The following is a 20,746-nucleotide window of genomic DNA, read 5'->3' as shown; positions in this document are numbered from 1 at the left end:
TTTTTCATTATTCGTAATCTAACATAATCAAATTTTATTTTACAGTAACAATAAAATAAAATTATTGACCGCATGGTACAAAAAAGGGGTATTCTATTCATGTTATCTTTAAAATGAGAGGAGGATACGATTGAATAAACGCGGCAGACCTCGAGAGTTTGATTATTCCTCAATTGTAGATGTTGCAATGAAAACATTTTGGTTAAGAGGATATGAAGGGTGTTCTACACAAGATTTATGCAGTGATACAGGACTTGGAAAAGGAAGTTTATACAATACTTTCGGTAGTAAACATGAACTGTATAAACAAGTATTAGAACGCTACCATGAAATTGGGATTAGGGAACAAAGGAAATTGTTACATACTCCAATTCCAGTTAAAGAACGATTAAGTAATTTTTTTGAATGGGCATTGAAAGAAGACTTTGAGAATATGGATGAAAAAGGATGTTTATTGATTAATGCCAGTATAGAACGTGCTAAAAACGATTTAATGGTACAAGAAATTTTCTCGAAGCATGTTGAACTTCTTAAACAAGCTATTGAAACAGTGATGGAGGAAGGATTGCAAACAGGTGAAATTTCAAAGAAGCAATCAGCTGAGGAATTAGCTAGTCTGCTTTTAAGCAGTTATTACGGATTCCGTGTTCTTAATGTATCGATGCAAAATCGGATGTTGTCTGAACAAGTTATCAAAGGAACAATAGAGTCTATTTGTGGCGCTTAGTGCGCTCTTTTTTCGCACTATTTTTGTACCGATCATTACAATAATGAATAAGGAGTGTTTTTATGCCATCGATTATATATTTATTAGCTTTAGCAATCTTTTGTATGACTACATCAGAATTTATGGTTGCAGGTATGATGAATGAACTTGCTCTTGCATTCCAGGTTCCTGTATCATCTATTGGGTATTTAATTTCAGCTTATGCAGGAGCAATGGTAATAGGAGGCCCCATTTTAACTGCAATCCTCTTACGAATGCGCAGCAAACAAGCATTATTGTTTTTAATGTTCGTATTTTTAATTGGTCAATCGCTTGGAGCTATTGCTTGGAACTATGATATTATGATGATTTCACGTATTATAACTGGTATTGCTTCAGCTTCAGCTTTTGGAGTTGCGATTTCTTTTTCTGCAACATTGGTCCACTCTGATTCAAGGGGAAAGGCTGCATCAATTGTACTTGCAGGTTTAATGTTCGCAACTGTATTAGGCTTACCTATAACGACCGTTATTTCGCAATATTTTGGCTGGCGTATTAGTTTTGGGGCCGTTTCTGTTCTTGTGCTAGTATCAGGGATTATGATTCAACGGTTATTACCATCATCTTCAAATAAAGAGCAATTAAATTGGAAGGATGAACTTCTGCGATTTAAGAATATTCATCTTTGGGCAGCGTACGTAACAAGTATGTTCATTATTGGTGGTACGTTTGCAGCATTTAGTTATTTCACTCCGATCTTTACAAATGTTACAGGATTTTCAAGCACAAGCATTCCATATTTACTTGCTCTCTATGGTAGTGCGACGGTAATTGAGAATATAATAATTGGCAAATTTGCTGATAAATTTACAATGAAAATACTTATGGGTGGATTAATTATATTAATCATAGCGTTGTCTGTATTTGCTTTAAGTGCAGAGAATAAATACATTGCAGTTATTTCTACGATTTTTATTGGTTTAACTGGTGTAGCATTGAATCCAGCTATGGTTGCGAGGGTGATGAAAACAGCTAGTAATGGAATAATGATAAATACCGTTCATAGTTCTTTTATTACGCTAGGTATTGTTATTGGTTCGTCACTAGGTGGTCTTGGGATCAGTAAAGGATATGGTTTTGTATCTCCGCTATGGATTGGAGCTTGTTTAGCTATCCTTGGGGTAATTTCGTTATTCCCATATTTACATAAAGGAAAGGCAGATTAAGATGTTTAAAATTTCTTTTTCTTAAGTTGATGGGTATGTATGGTGATCTCTATTAGACAATAGTGAATGAACAATTTCTGGGTTCAGTTCAACTTTATTCAAAATAAGATTTTTTTACGGTAAAATCAATGTTAGTGGAACTTTTTTAATCAAACTTTTTTAAAAATTAACATAAATACTTGCAATATTTAAATTAGTACTATATAGTTCTAGTTATGACAAAGGTAAAATTAATGAATCAAAAACGTGTGATTGAAGTAGCTGCAACATTATTTTTAGAAAAAGGATTTGCTTATACAAGTATGGATGAATTAGTACGTGTAAGCAAAGTTTCAAAGTCTAATGTGTATTATCACTTTTCTAATAAGGAAGTATTATTAGAAGCGGTCGTTGATTATTGGATTGAAATGTATCAATCTGCAATTGATGACGTACTTTCTCAGAATCAATTTTTAGTTGAAGATCGTATCCAACTGTTTTTAAAGCAATTATCACAAGGAGTTCAGTCGAGAGAGTATAAGGGGAGCTGTCCATTTATTACTCTTTATATTCAAAGTCCTAAACAGGCCACGCAAATAAAAGAAAAAATAGGTCTTTTTTTTACAGGATTACAAAAGAAAGTTTCTCTATTACTTAAACAAGGGGTAGAGAATGGAGAATTCAGAAATACGATTCATATTGATGAGGTTGCATCACTTTTTATTACAAATCTTGAAGGAGCGTTATTTATTTCAGAAACATTGAAGGATGCAACTGTAATTACGAAAACAGCAGATCATTTTTTAAAATTGCTTCGATAAAAGAAGCATTTTTTTTACATTAAATTAGTACTGATTAGTACTAAAAGGGGGATTTTATATGAGAACAGTATTTTTAACTGGTGGAACAGGCTTTATTGGAAAGCAAGTAGTGAAAGAATTAGCCAAAGAGGATGTTAAAATTCTTCTTTTAGTAAGGTCGAAAAGTAAAGCAATACGCCTTTTTCAAGAAAGAGGCATCTTAAAAAAGGCAGTTATGCACTTTATTGAAGGTGATTTGACGAAAATAGATTTAGGTCTAAGTGCTGAAGATAAGGAGAGGGTATTGAAAACGGATGTGATTATTCACGCAGGAGGCCCCATGGATATTCAAGCGACAAGTAAAGAGGCAGCGTCCGTATTTTTAAATGGCGCCAAACACATTAGTGAATTAGCTAAAAGTATTCATCAATTGAAGGGCTTGCAACAATTTATTCATGTTGTAGGTTATATGAGTCCCTTTGATGATAAAAATAGCAAGATTGCAATTGATGTGTTTCAAGAAGGAAACAATTATTTGAAAATAAAAAATCCATATGAGAGAACAAAATTTTTAGCAGATCTTTATATCCGTCAGCACGCATCAGCAGTAGGTTATCCGCTTTCTGTAATTAATCCGCCAACTGTAGTCGGTAGTAGTAAAACAGGGAGTACAGAGCAGATAGCAGGATTAGGTTTGCTTGTGATGAGTATGCGAAGAGGGCTCATGCCATTGATTCCTGGAGGTAAGGGATATAGGTTACCACTTATTTCAAACGATGAGCTTGCGAAGTTTATTGTGCAGGTTTTCAGATTGGAGCAACCGACTATTCAAACATATACACTTGTTGAAGACAAACAGCACGATCAGAACATTGCTGAATTATTAAGTATTATGTCGGAAAGTATGAATATGAGGGCACCAAAAATCTCTGTTCCAATGCCACTTATGAAAGCAATTATGAATAGTGGAGTAAGTAAAATAACAAAAATTCCTTCTGATGGACTGAATTTTATTACAAACCGAAAATTTTCAGATGTTTCAGCGAAAAAAATTATGGGAGGAGATTGGTTTAAGAAGACGAGTGTAATGAAATTTTTCCCTGCCGTAGTAGCTGATCTGGATTATCGAATGATGTATCAAAATGGCCAGCATAATCATGTATTTAAACGAACATTATGCGATAACAATACCCTTTACCAATTACAAGGAGAGGGTCAACCGTTTATATTATTACATGGTTTATTGAGTGATGGAGAGGATTTATTTCCTTTAGCACAAGAGCTTCATGAAAAAACTGGTCAACCTGTATGGATTTTGGATCTTCCAGGTTTGGGACGTTCTCCTTTTAAACGAGAGAAAAATCTTCTAGATATCTATTTGAATGTAGTGAAAAAGTTATTGGAGAAAGCTACGAATGGTGCACATCTAATTGGCCATTCATTCGGTGCGTTTATTCTTCTAGAAGCATTGGTACAAGAGTACATAGATAAGAAGTATGCAATCACTTTACTTCAGCCACCTGTTGCTAAAAAAAATGCTAAATCGCTAAATGTTCCTCAATTTATGAACAAATGGACATTAAAATTGGCAACTACTAATTTGATAGGGCGTTATTTATTAAGTAATGGTTTGTTTGAAAGTATGGAGAGTATCCCTGAACATTATATTGAAAAAATAAGTAACAGTTTTACTTCCCCTAGAATTTTAAATACTACGGTTCAGCTTAACAGTTTACTACTGAAAAACGATCAAGGTGATTTCAATGAAGTAACAAAGTATAATCTTCACATTATTTGGGGGGAGTATGACAGAGGCTATTCTGCTCCATCGCATCTTGGTAAGGTTGATTTTGTTCCATATGGCCATCATTTTCCTCTTAGCCATCCGAGTGAAACGGCAACATTAGTAATAAAAAATAGTAATACTAGCAGATGAGAGTGTGGGATAAATAAAAAGTGTGTAGTAAGATCGTTGTGTCTTTGAAATAAAATCGTACTGTTTGGGGTCCCGCCCCATGCCAATCAATCTAAGAAAAGCAAATACCCCAAAACGAGAAAATGGGCATCTCCAGGTGAAAATGCGTAATTTTTTTGTTTTAGGGGCATTATAAAGCCTTCAAGTTGATGGATGTGGGGTACCGCCACAATACTATCAATATAAGCAGTATACCCCGTTGTATCTGTACTGGATTTATCAAAAGAGGATGCTGAAATGATACCATTGCTTCTGGCTTGTATAGCAGAGGCATTTATTCATTTCAATCCAGATTCTTTTTTAGCTAAGGATGAATTTGATCTCTTATATTGGTGTAGAAAGAACTTCAAAGGATTTCATAGTATCTCTGATGATGGATTCTTACAGGATTTTAAGCAGGTATACGAATGTTATCAAGCATTGCAGAACGTTGGGAAACAAGAGAACAATATAAAAATAAATATGTAATAGCAAGGAGAAGAGCAACGCATGTATAATATACTTAAACGTCAATATAATTACTTTATCCGAGGAGTGATTCGGATTAACGAAGAAGTACAAAGGGAATTGGACCTATTGGTTCAAAAGATTTGTGAAACTGTGTCTTCTGTCCAAAAAATCATCCTTTTTGGCTCTCATGCATATGGCACACCAAATGAAGACAGTGAATTTGATCTCTGTATTGTTGTAGAAGGTGTAGGAGCAAGAAAAAGGGGAGTCATTAATCGTATCAATTGGGGTATTTACGATGTTATGGAAACACCAGTTGATTTTTTAGTGTATGGGCCAGAAGAGTTTCTAGAACGTGCTAGTCGTACCGTAACTATGGAACATAAGATTGCACTAAACGGTAGAACAGTCCCAAAAACTCATAACCTTTTAATGCTGCACAAATCGTGTCGGAAATTAGATGAGGAATCCTCATTGATTTTAGAACAGTGCGTGCAGCTAAATGGTTATGCTACAGATATTCGTTTATCCGTATTTTGAATCACTTACTGTTTAAGATAGATTAATGACTATACAACATGCTCAAAAAGTACTGAGTTTTTATAAAGAAAAGTTAAACATGCTAAATATGCATGAAATCGTAATCGATTAAACATAGAGGATATACATAAAAGAGAGTGCCTATAAAGGGACTCTCTTTTTCTATTAAAAAAAGAGGAGGAATGCTTCATAGTAGAATGAAATGATACTTTGCTATGGGGATAACAATATAATGATGGATAATTATCACACAATTGTTGTTTTGTAGGTACAGTGGCGGTACTTTTAATTAAAGCACAAGGAATCAATCACGATGCATTTCTTTTAGTACCTGTTCGTGAAGCAGAGGAATGCCTTCTTCTCGAAACCAAGCACCTACACGTGAAAAAGTAGAAATATGAGGCACAAATGATAAACCACAAAACTCATGAAAAAAAGGTTATCATACAATCCGTCCCTTCTGTAGATAGTTCAGGTTACTCTTATTCTTTCAGGAGAACGAATTTCTTTATGTATGTATTTTTGAATGTTTGTGAGCTTTATAACACCATTTCTATACTTTAATATCTGAAAAATCTGTCACGAAATATTCCGAATTTTGAAGTTGCTAATTACATATGATTCCATTTATTATAATTATTGAGCCGGCTCCAAATAATGGAAGTTTTCTGGTATAGCAAAGTAATTTTCAATGTTTATCAACTTATTTTCATAAAGCTATTTTATATCAGAATCCACTTTCATTTTATTTTATATGAAAACAAAGCAACTATAATAGAGGGGGATTTAAAAATGGAAAAAAAATCTTTTAAAATCCGTTCAGTTAATGACAATGAACAGCTTTGGACAAAGTTAGCTGATCAAATGGAAACACTTGAAAACAGGGATGAAATGAAATGCTTCAACTGCTCAATTTGTTGTGATAATTGCTGCTTTAATTGTTGCTTCCAAATCTAATTTATACTTACAGTAAATAAACACTCGAAATACTTATACCTTTTAATAAACTTAGTTACTAAATTCATTATTTTCTGTTCTTGCCTAGCAAGAACAGAAAATAATTATACAAGGGTGATTTGATGATTATTAACAAGTATCATTTACGATATCCTTTAAACGAGGAAGTTCTAATGATTAATACCTTAACTGGTGCTGTAGATTTTTTTTCTCATGACTTAATTAATTTTATCGATACATTGTCATATAGAGATTATAAAAATTTAACTAACGAAGAGAAAAATGCTACTAAAATTTTAATTGATAGAGGTTACGTATTTAAGAACACAGAGGATCGGGACCATAGACTATGGCAGGCTAAAAATATTGTAGACGCTGGAAATGAAATGCAGTATGTTATTTGCCCTACATATACATGTAACTTTCGTTGCCCATATTGTTTTGAAAGCCATAGCCTTCATGAGAAAATAACAGCTTTAACCGAAGAACAACTCCAAGCAGTTATGCAAGCCATAGACATCTTTCATAAAGAAAGTGGTTATAAAATCGGTATGATTAACCTTTTTGGAGGCGAACCACTCCTTCCTTTTACTAAAAAAATAGTCAAACAAATCTGTGAAGAAGCTGTTAAGCGTAACTTCAAAATTGGTTGCAATACAAATGGCTATTACCTTTCTTCTTTTGTAGAGATTTTCCAAAACTACCGTGATCGACTGAGTATTATGGTTACAGTTGATGGACCGAAGAATATTCATGATCAACGACGTATTATGACGGGAGGTCAAGGTACATTTGATCAAATTCAAAAAGGTATTTGTGATTCACTTAATCATGGCATTCGTACCATTGTAAGAGTCAATATAGACCAAACAAATATTGATTATGTTTCACTTCTTGTAGACTATTACAAAAAAAACAAGTTATTTGAAAATGAAAATTTCTCAATTTCTTTTTCGCCTGTCACAGATCATACATGTAAAGGCTTAGGAGAAGATTTAATGAAGGGTTATGAAATTGTAAAAAAATTACAAAAAAATATTCCTGATTTTGAAAAATTAGAAAAACAAAAATCTCTTAACTTCGGAGCTGATATGTACCGTTTCTTTAAACCAATTATGCAGTTAGATTCAGAATTAAAAAATAAAATTGAAATGGTTGTTCCCAATATAGTCTATTGTGAATCTGCTGAAGGGAAACGAGTTGTATTTGGACCTGATAACCATATATATGCTTGTCCTGATTTAGTTGGAAGATCAGAGTTCAAAATCGGCGATTATTTCCCTAAATTCTCTCGCCAAGATTGGAAGTGGGAAAAGTGGAAACAATTCAATTCCTTTACCATTCCACAATGTAAATCTTGTGCCTCATCACCTATATGTGGAGGAGGGTGTGCTGCTGAAGCTCTTATAGTTCATGGGAACTTGAATCAACCAAACTGTCCACAAACAGATAAACAGGTTTTCGAATATTTAAAAACTATTAAAGAAGAGATTTCAATATAAGGAGAGGAACTAAGCTATGATAGCAAGTACCTATAATTCAACATATAAATTATCTGATGGAAATTACGTTCTAATCAATTCACTAAGTGGCGCACTCGATGTAATTAATACAGACATAAAAAAAGTATTAGATGATATTAAGCGTAATAAAAAATTAACTCTTTATCCTGAATTAGAAGAACTTCTCTCATTTTTAACAAAACGTGGCTATCTTTTTAATGACCGTGATGAAGAATTAAATAAACTTACTATTATTCGTGATCGGATGACTGAATCTTTAGCAAATAGTAATTCCGGAGTTACATTCAACGTATGCACAACATATATGTGTAACCTTAGATGTCCTTATTGTTACCAAGGTCATGAAATACATAAAATTTCACATGCTTTAACCCCTGCTGAAGTAGACAAAATGTTCCAAGCAGTTGATAACATTTTGTCTATGGAGAATGAACGTGGTCGATTTGAGAATGCAACCCACCGCATGATGTTATATGGTGGTGAACCATTGCTTCCAACAACTCGAAAGACAGTTGAACAAGTTGTTAAACGTGGAATAGAAGAATACGGTTTTCGTATGTACGCCATTACAAATGGTACATTCTTGCATGAATTCTTAGATTTTCTAGAGCCTTACAAAGAGAACTGGGATTATTTTCAAATCTCTATTGATGGACCGAAACATATTCATGATCAACGACGTATTACAGCTGGTGGCACAGGAACATTCGATCGAATTGCTGCTAATATTTCACTGGCATTAGACCGTGGTTTCGCAGTAGGCTTACGTACTAATGTGAATAAAGATAATCTTGCATATGTAAAAGAATTAGCAACCTTTATCGAAGATCAACATTGGAATACTTATCCTAATTTTGGTTGGCAGGTATCTCCTGTTACTGATCATTACGGAGATAATCTACCAAATCACCTTCCAGAGCATGAATTACTCGCCGAAATTTATAATATTTTTGGAGATTTAGAAGAATTTATGGATAAATTTAACGCAAAACTGGGTACAGACCTTAACATTCGTACTTCTAGAATCCGTCAAGCCATACGAACTTTTGACTGGGAGAAGGTAAGTGAACTTGATTCCTGCTCTTCTGTCATGCATAGTTTACCTTATTTTAAAGAATGTAGTGCGAGAGAACAGCGTTTCTATGCATTTGGTGCAGAAGGTTTAATATACGCTTGTCCTGAGGCCGTAGGTAAGCCAGAAACTGCAGTGGGTTCCTTTTTTCCTGAATACAATTTAGATGCTGATAAGCATGCTATTTGGGATCAAGATATTACTGACTCCGAACAGTGTAGTAGTTGTAGTATCTCACTATTTTGTGGTGGAGGATGTGCTTATGCTAATTTAATGCGAAATGGTGCCATTAATAAACCTTACTGTAATGATTCACATCAAACCATTTCGACTTATATTAAGAAAAATGAAACTGCCTTTTTAGAGCTAATTAAATAAAAAGATATAACTCCACAAATACCTTCACCATTGTGGGGTTACTTTCTCTTAAAGGATGTGATCAATTTGACAGCATCGCAAAATATCTTTCCAAAGTTAATTCCATACGAAGTTTATAATATGGATGTTTGGGAGGAGGGGCCTCGTTATTTAATAAAATTTGATAACGGATTACAATTAAAAGTCACTGAATCACTGAGAAATTTATTCAATTATATGGATGGAACCACATCCATAGGAGATATATGTACAATGGTACAAACGAATCACGATGGCAATATTACTATAAATGAGTTAACAGAACTGATAAATGAACATCTATTACCAAAAGGGGTTTTAGTTGGTTCTGAAAAAAAAGCATCTCATCACTCTGCAATTACATTTAGAATAGCAATATTCCACGCTTCTTACTTAAAAAAGGCATCCAAATATTTCGAATTCTTATTCTTTCGGGGCGTATTTGTTTTATTTAGTATTTTCTTCAGTATAAGTCTAATACATTATTTTTTTCAGGCTAATACTGAAAATATATCAAACACATTTGGATCCGTTTATAAATTTACTATTGCAATTTTGCTGCTATTATTTTCCATGATTATCCATGAACTTGGTCATATAGTTGCTGCTTATCGATATAAAATACAACCTAAAGACGTCGGAATGGGTCTTTATATGATGCGGCCTGTTTTATTTGTTGATTTAAGTGATACCTGGCGATTGCCTAGACGACAAAGAGTAGTTATTGACCTGGGCGGAATTTACTTTGAATTATGGATATTTATATTATTTGAGTTGTGTTATTTTATTTCAGGATTCCAGGAATTTTTTGTAGCAAATCAATTCATACTCATTACAGTTCTATATAACTTATATCCATTTTTACAATATGACGGTTTTTGGGTTCTTACTGACATTCTAGGAATTGCAAACTTGCATACTAGAACCTTCCAATTGGTGAAAAGTGGTCTCCTGGGATACTTTTTTTTCAAGCCTGATTATCGAAAGCAATTTAATGATACAATTAAGAGGATGAACAGGCACTATAAAATAGCATTTCTTACATATGCTAGTATATATTTTTGTTCAGTTATCACTGCTATCTGGTTCATTCTTCGATATACCATCTATTTATTCACATCGCTAGATTCGTTCACATGGGGAAATGCAAAAGGTGCCATTATTGTAATAATTATAGTTTTAATTAGAACAATAGTTGTCTTTACATTAAAATTTAAAAGGGCCGGGAGGGAAAAGGATGATAAACAAACAAACCATCCTTCAAGTAGAAAAAATCAAGAAAGCTTATGAAACCGAAGCAGGAACAATTCAAATTTTAAAAGGGCTTAGCACTAAATTTTATTCTGGAGAGATTGTTAGTATTATTGGTCCTAGTGGAAGCGGAAAATCCACACTACTTGGAATACTGGGATCATTGGATACCCCTACCGAAGGACGTATTATTATTGAACAACAAGATATTACCTCCATGTCAGAAGAAAAGCTAGCTGATTTCCGTGCAAAAAAGATTGGTTTTGTTTTTCAATCGTATAATTTAATCACAACAATGACCGCTCAAGAAAATGTTATGATGGCACTTATGTGCGCTGGAGTAAGAAGCCAAAAAGAAATGATAACAAAGTCTAGGGAAATGTTGGACCTTGTTGGGATGAAAGAACGATATCATCATTTACCAAGCCAGCTATCTGGAGGTCAACAACAGCGTGTAGCAATTGCTCGTGCATTAGTAAATAATCCAGCCATTGTTATTGCTGATGAACCAACTGGGAACTTAGATTCCAAAACAGGAAAAAATATTTTGGACTTAATTTTTCAACTACGTGACCAACTCCAGATGACGTTTATTATTGCTACACATGATACGCATGTGGCAAAACTTTCAGATCGTGTTTTAAAAATGGAAGATGGCCTCCTCGTTCAAGAAACCTTTAACGACCATACAAAATCTAGTGAGCAAGAAGGTGGCATAACACCATGCTACTAAAATCTGCACTACGTAGTTTAGCACGTAATCGTTTAAGAACTTTTTTTACTGTGTTCAGTATTTTAATAGGAGTAGCTAGTTTCTTTTCTATGTCTATGTTGGTAGAGCTGGTTCCGCGATCTATTCACGAATCCTCTAAAATTCTTTTAGGAGGGGATGTGTCAGTTCAATCCTATTTAAAACCGATGGATCGCGAAACTCTTATTTCTTCCATTCCTAAAGAAGAACAGAAAGCGCTCACAACTTCTTTATTAGGTCAAAGTATGGTCAAATCTGATCGGAAAACAACAAGTTTAATTGTAAAGGGAATTGAAACGAACCACTATCCTTTCTTTGGTGATAATCTGTTTCCTAATATTCGTACTTTACATAAAGATGAACTACTACTTTCCAAAAATACAGCTGACCGTTTGCAAGTCAAAGTAGGAGATAGAGTTGAGATTCCTAACCGTTCTACTGGGGCAATGACCTCTTATAAAATTAGTGGTTTAGTAGAAGGTGTCCAAGAATCCTATGGCGATGCTTCGATTTTTGGAACTGCCTATTTACATTTAGATCAAGCACAGCAGCTTTTAAATGTACCTGCAGGCACAATTAATGAAGCATTAATCTTATTAAATGAAAATGTTAATATCTCTTCTTTTAAAAAGAATATTCAAAAACAATTACCACAAAGTAGTGTAATAGATGTTCAGGATAAGGAGCTAGAGAAACAGAAAGATTTACGGATGTTGTTACCATTTCTTCAGCTTTTCAGTATATTAGCTCTTGGAATTGCCGCTATTACTACTTCTAATACAATGAAAGTCATTATTGCTTCACGTACGCATGATATCGCTGTTATGAAGTCCGTAGGAATGAAAACTAAATATATTATTCGATATTTTCTATTAGAAGCATTATGGCTAGCGATTCTCGGAACAGTTGGTGGGATTGTACTCGGCTTATTAGCTAGTGTTTGGCTGACGTCCTATCTAGCAGACGTGCTTTCACTACCGCTACATTGGGGAATTTCATGGTCCGTAATTTTTACAACAATTATTGTGGGATTAATTGTAACCTTCTTAGCTTCTTGGATACCAGTAAAAAGTGGAATGTGTGTATCACCACTTCAAATGTTACGTGATACTGAGAACACAAGTGTGAATTATGCTTTACCATTTAAAAAGAAATTTCAACTTTTTATATTTACTTGTGGCATTCTTTCTATTTATGTTTACAATATAGCTTTCACAACAAATACAAATGGCAACGCAGTCTTTAAGTGGTTTCTTGCTCTTTTACTTACAACTGCAGTTCTGTTATTTATTTTTACTTTTGTCCGATTTATAGGGTTTATATATTCTTTATTATTCAGATTAATTGGCGCCATGAAAAGCATAATGCCACAAAGCCTCTTTCTTGCTTTACACAACATGGCTACTACAAGTAAACGAAATGGTTTATTGGCAGTTACCTTAACTATTGGTGTTGTTTCTGTTGTCTCTAGTCATGTATTTGCAGACAATTTAATTGAGTCAGTTCAAGGTCAATTGGAAAGAGAGGCAATGGGAAATATCCTTATTACAAGTTCCATTCATGACGAAGGGAACGTTGAAAAGCAGCTACAATCTATTAAGGACATAAAAGGATCGAAAAAAGGTTATCAATTAGATGGAAGACTCCAAAATATTAACGGAGTGGACGCAGCATCTATATTCATGAAAAATATAAAAGATGATAAATTTTTTAGCTCAACTAAAATTTCAATAGAAGGGGTAGATACCTCTCTTAACTCTAGATCCTATATGATATCTGAAGGGCGTGATTTAGCTCTATCGGATGCAAAGGGGAAAAAAGCAATTCTTTTGGACAGCTATAAGAAATTAGGTGTAAAAGTCGGTGATACAGTTGACATTCAAATTGGAAATGAATTAGTAAACTGCGAAATTATAGGTTTCTTTAAATCTGGTGTAGTTAAAACCGTTGGCATCCGTATTCCAACTGAAACATTAGCTACATATGGGAAACCAAGCCGAATTACTTATTCCTTAGATAGTGATCCTAAAAAAACAAATACTATATTAACAGAATTAAATGAAAAACTTCCTGGTTCAGCAATGGCATATTCAATTGCTGCTACAGCAATCGATAGTCTTCAGTATATTATTCAAATGCAAAGTGCTTTCTTCTCAATTGTAGCGTTGTTCGCATTTTTAACAGCTGTTCTTACAATTGGAAATCAAGTTGTCATTCGCTTAATGCAACAGACACGAGATGTTGCTATTATGAAAACAGTTGGTATGTCTTCTAGTAATTTGATGAAGTCTATCTTATTAGAAAACACGATTATCTCCCTATCAGCTGGATTAGTTGGCGCTGGAATTGCCCTAGCCTTTTCAGGTATCACTTTACGCTTCTTATTCCAAATGCCGATGAAAATAGATATGACTTGGTCCATTTTAGGCATACTTTTATCTGTTATAACAACAATAATTGTTGTATGGATAGCAGCAAAACAATCATTATCGGCTAAACCTATACACCTTTTACAAAATAAATAAAGAAAGAAAAAAGTGTATTTTGATTATCTAGTCAAAATACGCTTTTTCTATTTTCTTTAAAACAACACATATCCTATGTTTATCAGGTTAAAATTAAAGAATACCCCAGAACGAAAATCTGGGGATCCCTCCCTCACATGCTTGTTCCCATTTAAAAACTGGATTAGATTAAACCTAGTTGATTTAAACGTGTTTCTTATCTCTTATCTTTCTAATTTATTGATTAATAAAATGTAGACTGATCATTAGGTTTTATATTATAAATAGTTTTTATTAAAATAAAGTATTAGACTCAATAGTAGCTATGTAATTATTATACAGTTAATAAGAACAATTCTGAGAAGATGTACGTAGTAATAAAATGGGAGAGGAATAATTTGAATCAAAATAAACCGATAGAAACAGAAGAAAAAATATCTATCATACAAAAAATGAAAAAATGGGCTAGAAACTAAAAAAAAACAACTTCTTGTACTTTATTTGGCATATCGAGATGAAAGAGTCCCTTGGTATGCTAAATTATTTACAATGCTTGTTGTTGCGTATGCTTTTAGTCCTATAGATTTAATCCCAGACTTCATTCCAATCTTGGGGTATCTTGATGATTTGATTCTTGTACCATTAGGTGTATACTTGGCATTAAAACTGATTCCTAAAGAAGTGTTGGAGGATTGTAAAAGAAAGGTAGAGGAAAGACAGATAACAAGCAAACCAAAGAATTGGATAACAGGCATTATTATCATTACTCTCTGGATCCTTGTCTTTGTATGGGCTGTAAAAATTGCAAACCTGATTATTTTCAGGATGAAAGAATAAAGAAAGCTACAGAGTATATACAGCTAGATATGGAGGTATTAATGAGCTCTCTCCAAACAGGACAAACATATGGAATATCCGATGCCTATGTAGGTATGACTGATAAAGTACTAACCCGTGTGATTTTTATAAATTAATATATGTATTATCTTATAAAAAAACTCAGCAGGATTTATTCTGATGAGTTTTTTGTTTATATAATTTATCAATAATTATTCTTTTTTCTCCAGCTGATAGGAAAGAATAACGACACCTGAACTGGTCGTTCTTGTTTCTATAAGTTTTAATGCTTTCGTATTGCTCTGGTCTTTAAAGAGACGCTTTCCGCTTCCTACGATAACGGGATTGACCATAAAATGATATTCATCAATGAGGTCGTGTTGCATCAATGTTTGTATAAGCTCACCACTACCATAAATTAAAAGGTTCTGACCGGGCTGTTCCTTCAGTTTCGATATTTCTTCTACAATATTACCCTTGATAAGATTTGCATTCCATTCGGTTTCTTCTAAAGTTGTTGAGGCAACAAATTTAGGCATGCTGTTCATCTTATCAGCAAAACCTTCTTCATCAGTCATAGAAGGCCAGGCAGCTGCAAAACCTTGATAGGTTACTCGCCCTAGTAGAAGCGCTTCACTTTCAAACAGTAAATTGGATTGAAACTTTGCCACTTCTTCATTGAAATATGGAGCAGTCCAAGCTGGTTCCTCCATGACACCATCTAGTGAGAGGTACATCGATACAATTATTTGTCCCATTTTGTTCTCCTTTAGTTTTAAATTGAGATTTTTACATATTGGTAACACAATTATTAATTCTCCAACTAGAGAAATTCTCCCTTTTTAATAGTTTCGACAAAATGTATTTATGTATGTTTTGGAATAATCTAATATATATTAATAACTTTGAAATATTGTATAACTTCTAATTTTTATGCATTATTGTTTAGCGTTGCTTATTGTGCTAACGAATCAGGATAGTGTGGCGACCGACTAAATAGTTGCTTATCCTCAATTATTAGAAGGGAAGTTTTATCATTTCGCGAATTGATTAGACATAGACGAGTGCTATAATTTTCTATATATACATAAAGAGGTGACTACGCATGAATCAAAGACCGTCAGAAGAAGAATACGCTGGGAGCTCCGGCGAATATATCCGTTTGGTGCCAGACGGTAATATCATTGACATTTTGCTCGCCCAAGAAAAGCAAATGACCGAGCTCCTGGCATCGTTGACCGAAAGCCAGGCCGCATATCGGTATGCGGAAGGAAAATGGACACTGAAAGAAGTCGTGGGCCACATTACAGACGCGGAACGCGTTATGACCTACCGCCTGCTCCGGTTCGCAAGAGGGGACCAGACGCCTTTGACCGGTTTCGATCAGGAATTATTCATACCTCCTTTCGGAAGCTGGACAACCGCGCAATTAGCCGAAGATTACCGGGCCGTACGGCAATCAACGATTACATTGCTGTGCGGGCTACCAGCGGAGGCGTGGATCCGCAAGGGCACAGCCAACAACCTAAGCATTACGGCGCGCGCCCTCGCGTACGGCATTGCAGGACACGAGCTTCATCACATGGGGGTTATCCGAAACCGGTACTTGAGTTAATCGTCGGCAGAGGCCTTTGGAATGGAACTAACACCACTCATACAACCTTAGATACCGTTCTTATTAGGGTCCCGCCCCACAACCATCAACTTAAGGATTTAGACTATTTTTGAAATAAAAAGCACGTTACTATTCTCTTATGTTAATGAGAAAGGGTAACGTGCTTTTTATGAATATGCACCAAAAACAAGAGTTATATCGATTTTTCTCATTTTGGGGTATTTGTTTTTCTTAGATTGAGGGTGACGGGGCACTACTCTATAATGATCAAATTAAAATTAAAAATAGTTATAGAGACTCCATTTCTCGGAAATGTTGTAACTATTAAGTTGTAAAAAGAACCGTAGTTTTTCATTTTTGAAAAGGCGATGGTCTTTTTTAGTTGTAGCAAAGTTATGATGCGAGGAAGTTTTTTTGATTAATCAAAAAAACTTGATTAACTAGTTGCATAAAGAACGAATCAGAGTATATACTATAAACATCAAAAAAACTTGATGAAAGGAAGTGAACTACAGTGGCACAAGATTTTCAGCTCTATGAGAAAAAGTTTAAAGCGTTGGCGGATCAGAAACGTCTAGAAATCATGTATGAACTTTGTCAGCGAGGCCAGACGTGTGTATGTGATTTAACAGAGATTTTTGAAATGACACAATCTAAGTTGTCCTATCATTTAAAGATTTTATTAGATGCAGGTTTAATTGTAAAAGAAACAAAAGGTACGTGGAGTTATTATGATTTAAATGATACGGAAGTGAATAATTTATTATCAGAAGAATTGTGCTGTATCTTTAGAAAAACAGGCAAAGGTAGCTGCTGTTAAAATTTTAATTTATTAATCAAAAAAAATTGATTAATGATATATAAAGAGGAGGAATAAGGTATGAGATATGTTCACGTTGGTATAAACGTTACGAATTTAGAGAAGTCTATTGAATTTTATGAAAAGGTATTTGGTGTTTCACCAGTTAAGGTGAAAACGGATTATGCAAAATTTTTATTAGAGACGCCAGGGCTTAATTTCACGCTGAACGTACGAGATGAGGTGAATGGAAACCAGGTAAATCATTTTGGTTTTCAAGTGGATACAGCTGAAGAAATCACATTACATAAAGAAAGATTAGAAAAAGAAGGTTTCTTTGCGCGTGATGAGATGGATACGACTTGTTGCTATGCAGTACAAGATAAGTTTTGGGTAACAGACCCTGATGGGAATGAGTGGGAATTCTTTTATACGAAAGCAGATAGTGATGTTCACAAAATTGAAGAGTCATCTTGTTGCACGACTTCAAATGAGGTAGCTAAAAATTCTTGTTGTTAATAGGAGATGGAAAATAAAATGAAACGTTTATCTTTTCTAGACCGCTATTTAACACTATGGATTTTTCTAGCGATGGCGGTTGGGATTGGTTTAGGGTTTGTGTTCCCTAGTGTAGTAGACGGACTGAATACATTACAAGTTGGAACGACGTCTATTCCGCTTGCTGTTGGTTTAATTGTAATGATGTATCCACCATTAGCGAAAGTTCGCTATGAAGAAATGGGCCGAGTATTTAAAGATGTAAAAGTGTTAGTTTTATCATTAGTACAAAACTGGATTATTGGTCCGGTACTTATGTTTGTGTTAGCAATTATTTTTCTTCCTGATAAACCAGAATACATGGTTGGTCTCATTATGATTGGGTTAGCACGTTGCATTGCAATGGTCATTGTTTGGAATGATCTAGCTGATGGTGATAAAGAATATGCGGCAGGTTTAGTTGCTTTTAATTCGGTATTCCAAATGTTATTTTTCTCGGTTTATGCATACGTGTTTGTAACCGTAATTCCAGAATGGTTAGGAATTGAAGGTGCTATTGTCGATATTACAATGATAGAAGTAGCAAAATCAGTGTTTATCTATTTGGGAATTCCTTTTATAGCAGGTATGTTGACGCGCTTTGTACTAGTTAAGTTAAAAGGAAGACAGTGGTATGAAAAGGTGTTTATACCTAAGATTAGTCCACTTACATTGATTGCATTACTATTTACGATCATCGTTATGTTCTCTTTAAAAGGAGAGATGATTGTTAGCGTGCCACTAGATGTGGTAAGGATAGCGATTCCGTTATTAATCTATTTTATTGTAATGTTTTTTGTTTCTTTCTTTATGGGAAGAAAGATTGGTGCAAACTATCCGGTGACTACAACATTAGCATTTACAGCAGGTAGCAATAATTTCGAGTTAGCGATTGCTGTAGCAGTTGGTGTGTTTGGTATTCATTCAGGCGCAGCATTTGCAGCTGTTATCGGTCCTTTAGTTGAAGTACCTGTCATGATTGCACTTGTAAACGTCGCTTTTTGGTTTAAGCGTAAATATTTTAATGACCAACCAGTATAATTTAAAAACAAAGGCGGAAAACAACATGGAAAATAAAAAGACAATCTATTTCTTATGTACAGGAAATTCATGCAGAAGCCAAATGGCAGAAGCATGGGGGAAACAATATTTAGGGGATAAGTGGAATGTGTATTCTGCGGGAATCGAAGCGCATGGAGTGAATCCAAACGCAATTACAGCAATGAACGAAGTAAATATCGACATAACAAATCAAACATCAGATATAATTGATGCAAATATTTTAAATCGTGCTGATTTAATCGTTACGCTTTGTAGTCATGCGGATTCTGTTTGTCCTTCGACACCTCCGCATGTGAAGCGTGTTCACTGGGGATTTGATGATCCAGCAGGAAAAGAGTGGTCCGAATTTCAACGTGTTCGTGATGAAATTGGTGAACGTATAAAGCGATTTTCTGAAATAGGGGAGTAAATAAAGGAAAGAGTCAACTCACTCGAGTAGGCTCTTTTTTTATGTGCTATGAAACTTCAAAATAGAACAATATTGCGTTAGCGGAATATGTAATAAACGCTTATCTAATCACGAAAAAAACGAGTCCATTCACGTTTTTCAGGTTATCTGATGAATAGGTGTATTTTTGTGAAAAAAATGTTTATAAAAAGTATTGAAATGTTCTGAAAATTAAATTATTATTATCCATGTAAACTACTAAGTAATCGTTTACATGGATGAATTAAGGGTTGAAACGAAACTGAAGTAAACGATTTCTTGAAAATTTAGAAAGAGTGATGAAATGGCTAAGTCTACAATTAAAGATGTTGCAATGGAAGCGAATGTGTCTACAGCTACAGTATCTCGGGTGTTAAACGATAGCGGATTTGTAAGTGACGACATTAAAGATCGTGTTCATTTAGCTGTGAAAAAATTGAATTATCAACCAAATGCGATTGCTAGAAGTTTAAAGCAAGATAAAACATACACGATTGGTGTTGTGATTCCAGATATAACAAACCAGTATTACATGACAATTTCAAAGGCGATTGAAGATATTGTACAGCAAAAGGGCTATAACCTTATTTTTTGTAGTAGTCACGAAAATCCTAAGAAAGAGGATAAATTGTTGCAGCTACTGGTGGAACAACGGGTAGATGCGATTGTATTGGCTACTGCTGGAGGTTGTGAAGAAAGAGTAAGAAGTATTCATCAAGCTGGTGTACCAATAGTTTTAGTTGATCGGACTGTTGAGATTGGAGATTCAAAATTAGATTCGGTTGTAGAAAGTAATTTTGAAAGTGCTTATAGATTAACGAGCTATCTCTTACAACAGGGGCATAGATCGATCGGTCTTGTAAATGGATTGTTAAACGTTAGTACAGGTAAAGAGCGCTATGAAGGATTTCAGAAAGCTTTAGAAGAGTTTGGGATTCAAGAAGATGAAAACTATACGTTTAATAGCACTTTCACAAGAGAAGGTGGTATGAAAGCAGTTGATTATTTTCTGAATTTCACTGAGAAACCGTCAGCGATTCTATCTTTGAACAATGAAATGGCATTTGGTGTTCTTCTTGAATTAACGAGGAGGGGTTACTCTGTACCAGAGGACATCGTGATTGCTTCTTTTGGTGATGTGGAAGCAGCACAATTATTACGAGCGCCTGGGATTATATCAGTCGCTCACAAACCATATGAAATGGGAGAAAGGGTAGGTGATATATTATTGAAACGTTTAAATCATGAAGAAGGTCCCTTTCATGAAATATTTACACCAAAGTTATTAATAGATGCACAAAGTATAAGTAGTTGAAACGTATTTTCGTTAAGTTAAAAA

18 protein-coding genes and 5 pseudogenes are annotated in these 20,746 nt (G+C 34.5%); 21 read left to right on the top strand and 2 right to left on the bottom strand.

Annotated features, from left to right (window positions below):
- Positions 1-130: 130 nt before the first annotated feature.
- From MKY00_RS15560 to MKY00_RS30200, 7 genes and pseudogenes are all read left to right on the top strand, one after another.
- Positions 131-727: a TetR/AcrR family transcriptional regulator gene (locus MKY00_RS15560; RefSeq protein WP_016717951.1), complete on the top strand. Its 597-nt coding sequence runs from the start codon at positions 131-133 to the stop codon at positions 725-727.
- A 62-nt stretch (positions 728-789) separates the two neighbouring features.
- A complete protein-coding gene (locus MKY00_RS15555; RefSeq protein WP_016717950.1) occupies positions 790-1,932 on the top strand; it encodes an MFS transporter in 1,143 nt (380 codons plus the stop codon).
- Between the two features lie 233 nt (positions 1,933-2,165).
- Entirely contained in the window at positions 2,166-2,732 is a 567-nt protein-coding gene (locus MKY00_RS15550) for a TetR/AcrR family transcriptional regulator (protein WP_001072309.1), read from the top strand.
- 58 nt (positions 2,733-2,790) lie between these two features.
- A complete protein-coding gene (locus MKY00_RS15545; protein WP_016717949.1) occupies positions 2,791-4,647 on the top strand; it encodes an alpha/beta fold hydrolase in 1,857 nt (618 codons plus the stop codon).
- A gap of 193 nt (positions 4,648-4,840) precedes the next feature.
- A pseudogene (locus MKY00_RS15540) lies at positions 4,841-5,154 on the top strand (hypothetical protein); the annotation flags it as partial.
- Positions 5,155-5,175: 21 nt separating this feature from the next.
- Positions 5,176-5,547 (top strand): annotated as a pseudogene (locus tag MKY00_RS15535) (nucleotidyltransferase domain-containing protein); the annotation flags it as partial.
- Positions 5,524-5,788 (top strand): annotated as a pseudogene (locus MKY00_RS30200) (HEPN domain-containing protein); the annotation flags it as partial. The pseudogenes MKY00_RS15535 and MKY00_RS30200, both read left to right, overlap by 24 nt.
- A 163-nt stretch (positions 5,789-5,951) precedes the next feature.
- Here the strand turns inward: MKY00_RS30200 and MKY00_RS15530 are convergent.
- A pseudogene (locus MKY00_RS15530) lies at positions 5,952-6,115 on the bottom strand (ISNCY family transposase); the annotation flags it as partial.
- A 353-nt stretch (positions 6,116-6,468) separates the two neighbouring features.
- Between MKY00_RS15530 and MKY00_RS15525 the strand changes: the two are divergent.
- The 8 genes and pseudogenes from MKY00_RS15525 to MKY00_RS15490 form a co-directional block, all read left to right on the top strand.
- Entirely contained in the window at positions 6,469-6,633 is a 165-nt protein-coding gene (locus MKY00_RS15525) for a hypothetical protein (RefSeq protein ID WP_000412664.1), read from the top strand.
- A 173-nt stretch (positions 6,634-6,806) separates the two neighbouring features.
- The gene (locus tag MKY00_RS15520) at positions 6,807-8,135 is read left to right on the top strand and encodes a radical SAM/SPASM domain-containing protein (protein ID WP_229147365.1); all 1,329 of its coding nucleotides are present in this window, start codon (positions 6,807-6,809) and stop codon (positions 8,133-8,135) included.
- A 16-nt stretch (positions 8,136-8,151) separates the two neighbouring features.
- Positions 8,152-9,606, top strand: a complete 1,455-nt coding sequence (locus MKY00_RS15515) for a radical SAM/SPASM domain-containing protein (RefSeq protein WP_016717947.1) — start codon at positions 8,152-8,154, stop codon at positions 9,604-9,606.
- A 66-nt stretch (positions 9,607-9,672) separates the two neighbouring features.
- On the top strand, positions 9,673-10,914 hold the full coding sequence (locus MKY00_RS15510) for a M50 family metallopeptidase (protein WP_016717946.1): 1,242 nt from the start codon (positions 9,673-9,675) through the stop codon (positions 10,912-10,914).
- Positions 10,862-11,608, top strand: coding sequence for an ABC transporter ATP-binding protein (locus tag MKY00_RS15505; RefSeq protein ID WP_000608860.1), 747 nt, complete (start codon positions 10,862-10,864; stop codon positions 11,606-11,608). Before MKY00_RS15510 ends, MKY00_RS15505 begins: the two co-directional genes overlap by 53 nt.
- On the top strand, positions 11,599-14,151 hold the full coding sequence (locus tag MKY00_RS15500; protein WP_000925105.1) for an ABC transporter permease: 2,553 nt from the start codon (positions 11,599-11,601) through the stop codon (positions 14,149-14,151). The genes MKY00_RS15505 and MKY00_RS15500 overlap by 10 nt, the downstream gene beginning before the upstream one ends.
- Before the next feature lie 480 nt (positions 14,152-14,631).
- On the top strand, positions 14,632-14,967 hold the full coding sequence (locus MKY00_RS15495; protein WP_048555286.1) for a YkvA family protein: 336 nt from the start codon (positions 14,632-14,634) through the stop codon (positions 14,965-14,967).
- Positions 14,928-15,092: pseudogene (locus MKY00_RS15490) on the top strand (IS4 family transposase); the annotation flags it as partial. The gene MKY00_RS15495 and the pseudogene MKY00_RS15490, both read left to right, overlap by 40 nt.
- An 87-nt stretch (positions 15,093-15,179) precedes the next feature.
- Here MKY00_RS15490 and MKY00_RS15485 read toward each other — a convergent pair.
- The gene (locus MKY00_RS15485; RefSeq protein WP_016717943.1) at positions 15,180-15,725 is read right to left on the bottom strand and encodes a dihydrofolate reductase family protein; all 546 of its coding nucleotides are present in this window, start codon (positions 15,723-15,725) and stop codon (positions 15,180-15,182) included.
- Between the two features lie 347 nt (positions 15,726-16,072).
- Here MKY00_RS15485 and MKY00_RS15480 point away from each other — a divergent pair, with 347 nt between their 5' ends.
- The 6 genes from MKY00_RS15480 to MKY00_RS15455 all read left to right on the top strand — a co-directional run bounded on the left by MKY00_RS15480 (position 16,073) and on the right by MKY00_RS15455 (position 20,722).
- Entirely contained in the window at positions 16,073-16,582 is a 510-nt protein-coding gene (locus MKY00_RS15480) for a DinB family protein (RefSeq protein WP_016717942.1), read from the top strand.
- A 514-nt stretch (positions 16,583-17,096) separates the two neighbouring features.
- On the top strand, positions 17,097-17,402 hold the full coding sequence (gene arsR, locus MKY00_RS15475; RefSeq protein WP_000046015.1) for an arsenical resistance operon transcriptional regulator ArsR: 306 nt from the start codon (positions 17,097-17,099) through the stop codon (positions 17,400-17,402).
- Between the two features lie 60 nt (positions 17,403-17,462).
- On the top strand, positions 17,463-17,900 hold the full coding sequence (locus MKY00_RS15470) for an ArsI/CadI family heavy metal resistance metalloenzyme (protein ID WP_001271021.1): 438 nt from the start codon (positions 17,463-17,465) through the stop codon (positions 17,898-17,900).
- 18 nt (positions 17,901-17,918) lie between these two features.
- A complete protein-coding gene (gene arsB, locus MKY00_RS15465; protein ID WP_016717941.1) occupies positions 17,919-18,959 on the top strand; it encodes an ACR3 family arsenite efflux transporter in 1,041 nt (346 codons plus the stop codon).
- A 25-nt stretch (positions 18,960-18,984) separates the two neighbouring features.
- On the top strand, positions 18,985-19,389 hold the full coding sequence (gene arsC / locus MKY00_RS15460) for an arsenate reductase (thioredoxin) (protein ID WP_029141144.1): 405 nt from the start codon (positions 18,985-18,987) through the stop codon (positions 19,387-19,389).
- A gap of 322 nt (positions 19,390-19,711) precedes the next feature.
- Positions 19,712-20,722 carry a LacI family DNA-binding transcriptional regulator gene (locus MKY00_RS15455; RefSeq protein WP_016717939.1) on the top strand — a complete coding sequence of 337 codons (1,011 nt, stop codon included), beginning with the start codon at positions 19,712-19,714 and terminating at the stop codon, positions 20,720-20,722.
- Positions 20,723-20,746 lie beyond the last annotated feature (24 nt).

Source organism: Bacillus sp. FSL R9-9834 (genome assembly GCF_038006905.1).
Taxonomy (GTDB): domain Bacteria; phylum Bacillota; class Bacilli; order Bacillales; family Bacillaceae_G; genus Bacillus_A; species Bacillus_A pacificus.
The sequence above is the reverse complement of the archived record's forward strand: the minus strand, read 5'-3'. Positions and strand labels throughout refer to the sequence as shown.

Excerpts from the sequence above, each read along its gene's own strand:
- MKY00_RS15500 (WP_000925105.1), top strand. The coding sequence starts at position 11,599 with ATGCTACTAAAATCTGCACTACGTAGTTTAGCACGTAATCGTTTAAGA.
- arsC (WP_029141144.1), top strand. The coding sequence starts at position 18,985 with ATGGAAAATAAAAAGACAATCTATTTCTTATGTACAGGAAATTCATGC.
- MKY00_RS15520 (WP_229147365.1), top strand. The coding sequence starts at position 6,807 with ATGATTAATACCTTAACTGGTGCTGTAGATTTTTTTTCTCATGACTTA.
- arsB (WP_016717941.1), top strand. The coding sequence starts at position 17,919 with ATGAAACGTTTATCTTTTCTAGACCGCTATTTAACACTATGGATTTTT.
- MKY00_RS15515 (WP_016717947.1), top strand. The coding sequence starts at position 8,152 with ATGATAGCAAGTACCTATAATTCAACATATAAATTATCTGATGGAAAT.
- MKY00_RS15485 (WP_016717943.1), bottom strand. The coding sequence starts at position 15,725 with ATGGGACAAATAATTGTATCGATGTACCTCTCACTAGATGGTGTCATG.
- MKY00_RS15480 (WP_016717942.1), top strand. The coding sequence starts at position 16,073 with ATGAATCAAAGACCGTCAGAAGAAGAATACGCTGGGAGCTCCGGCGAA.
- MKY00_RS15525 (WP_000412664.1), top strand. The coding sequence starts at position 6,469 with ATGGAAAAAAAATCTTTTAAAATCCGTTCAGTTAATGACAATGAACAG.
- MKY00_RS15545 (WP_016717949.1), top strand. The coding sequence starts at position 2,791 with ATGAGAACAGTATTTTTAACTGGTGGAACAGGCTTTATTGGAAAGCAA.
- MKY00_RS15455 (WP_016717939.1), top strand. The coding sequence starts at position 19,712 with ATGGCTAAGTCTACAATTAAAGATGTTGCAATGGAAGCGAATGTGTCT.
- MKY00_RS15505 (WP_000608860.1), top strand. The coding sequence starts at position 10,862 with ATGATAAACAAACAAACCATCCTTCAAGTAGAAAAAATCAAGAAAGCT.
- MKY00_RS15550 (WP_001072309.1), top strand. The coding sequence starts at position 2,166 with ATGAATCAAAAACGTGTGATTGAAGTAGCTGCAACATTATTTTTAGAA.
- MKY00_RS15555 (WP_016717950.1), top strand. The coding sequence starts at position 790 with ATGCCATCGATTATATATTTATTAGCTTTAGCAATCTTTTGTATGACT.
- MKY00_RS15470 (WP_001271021.1), top strand. The coding sequence starts at position 17,463 with ATGAGATATGTTCACGTTGGTATAAACGTTACGAATTTAGAGAAGTCT.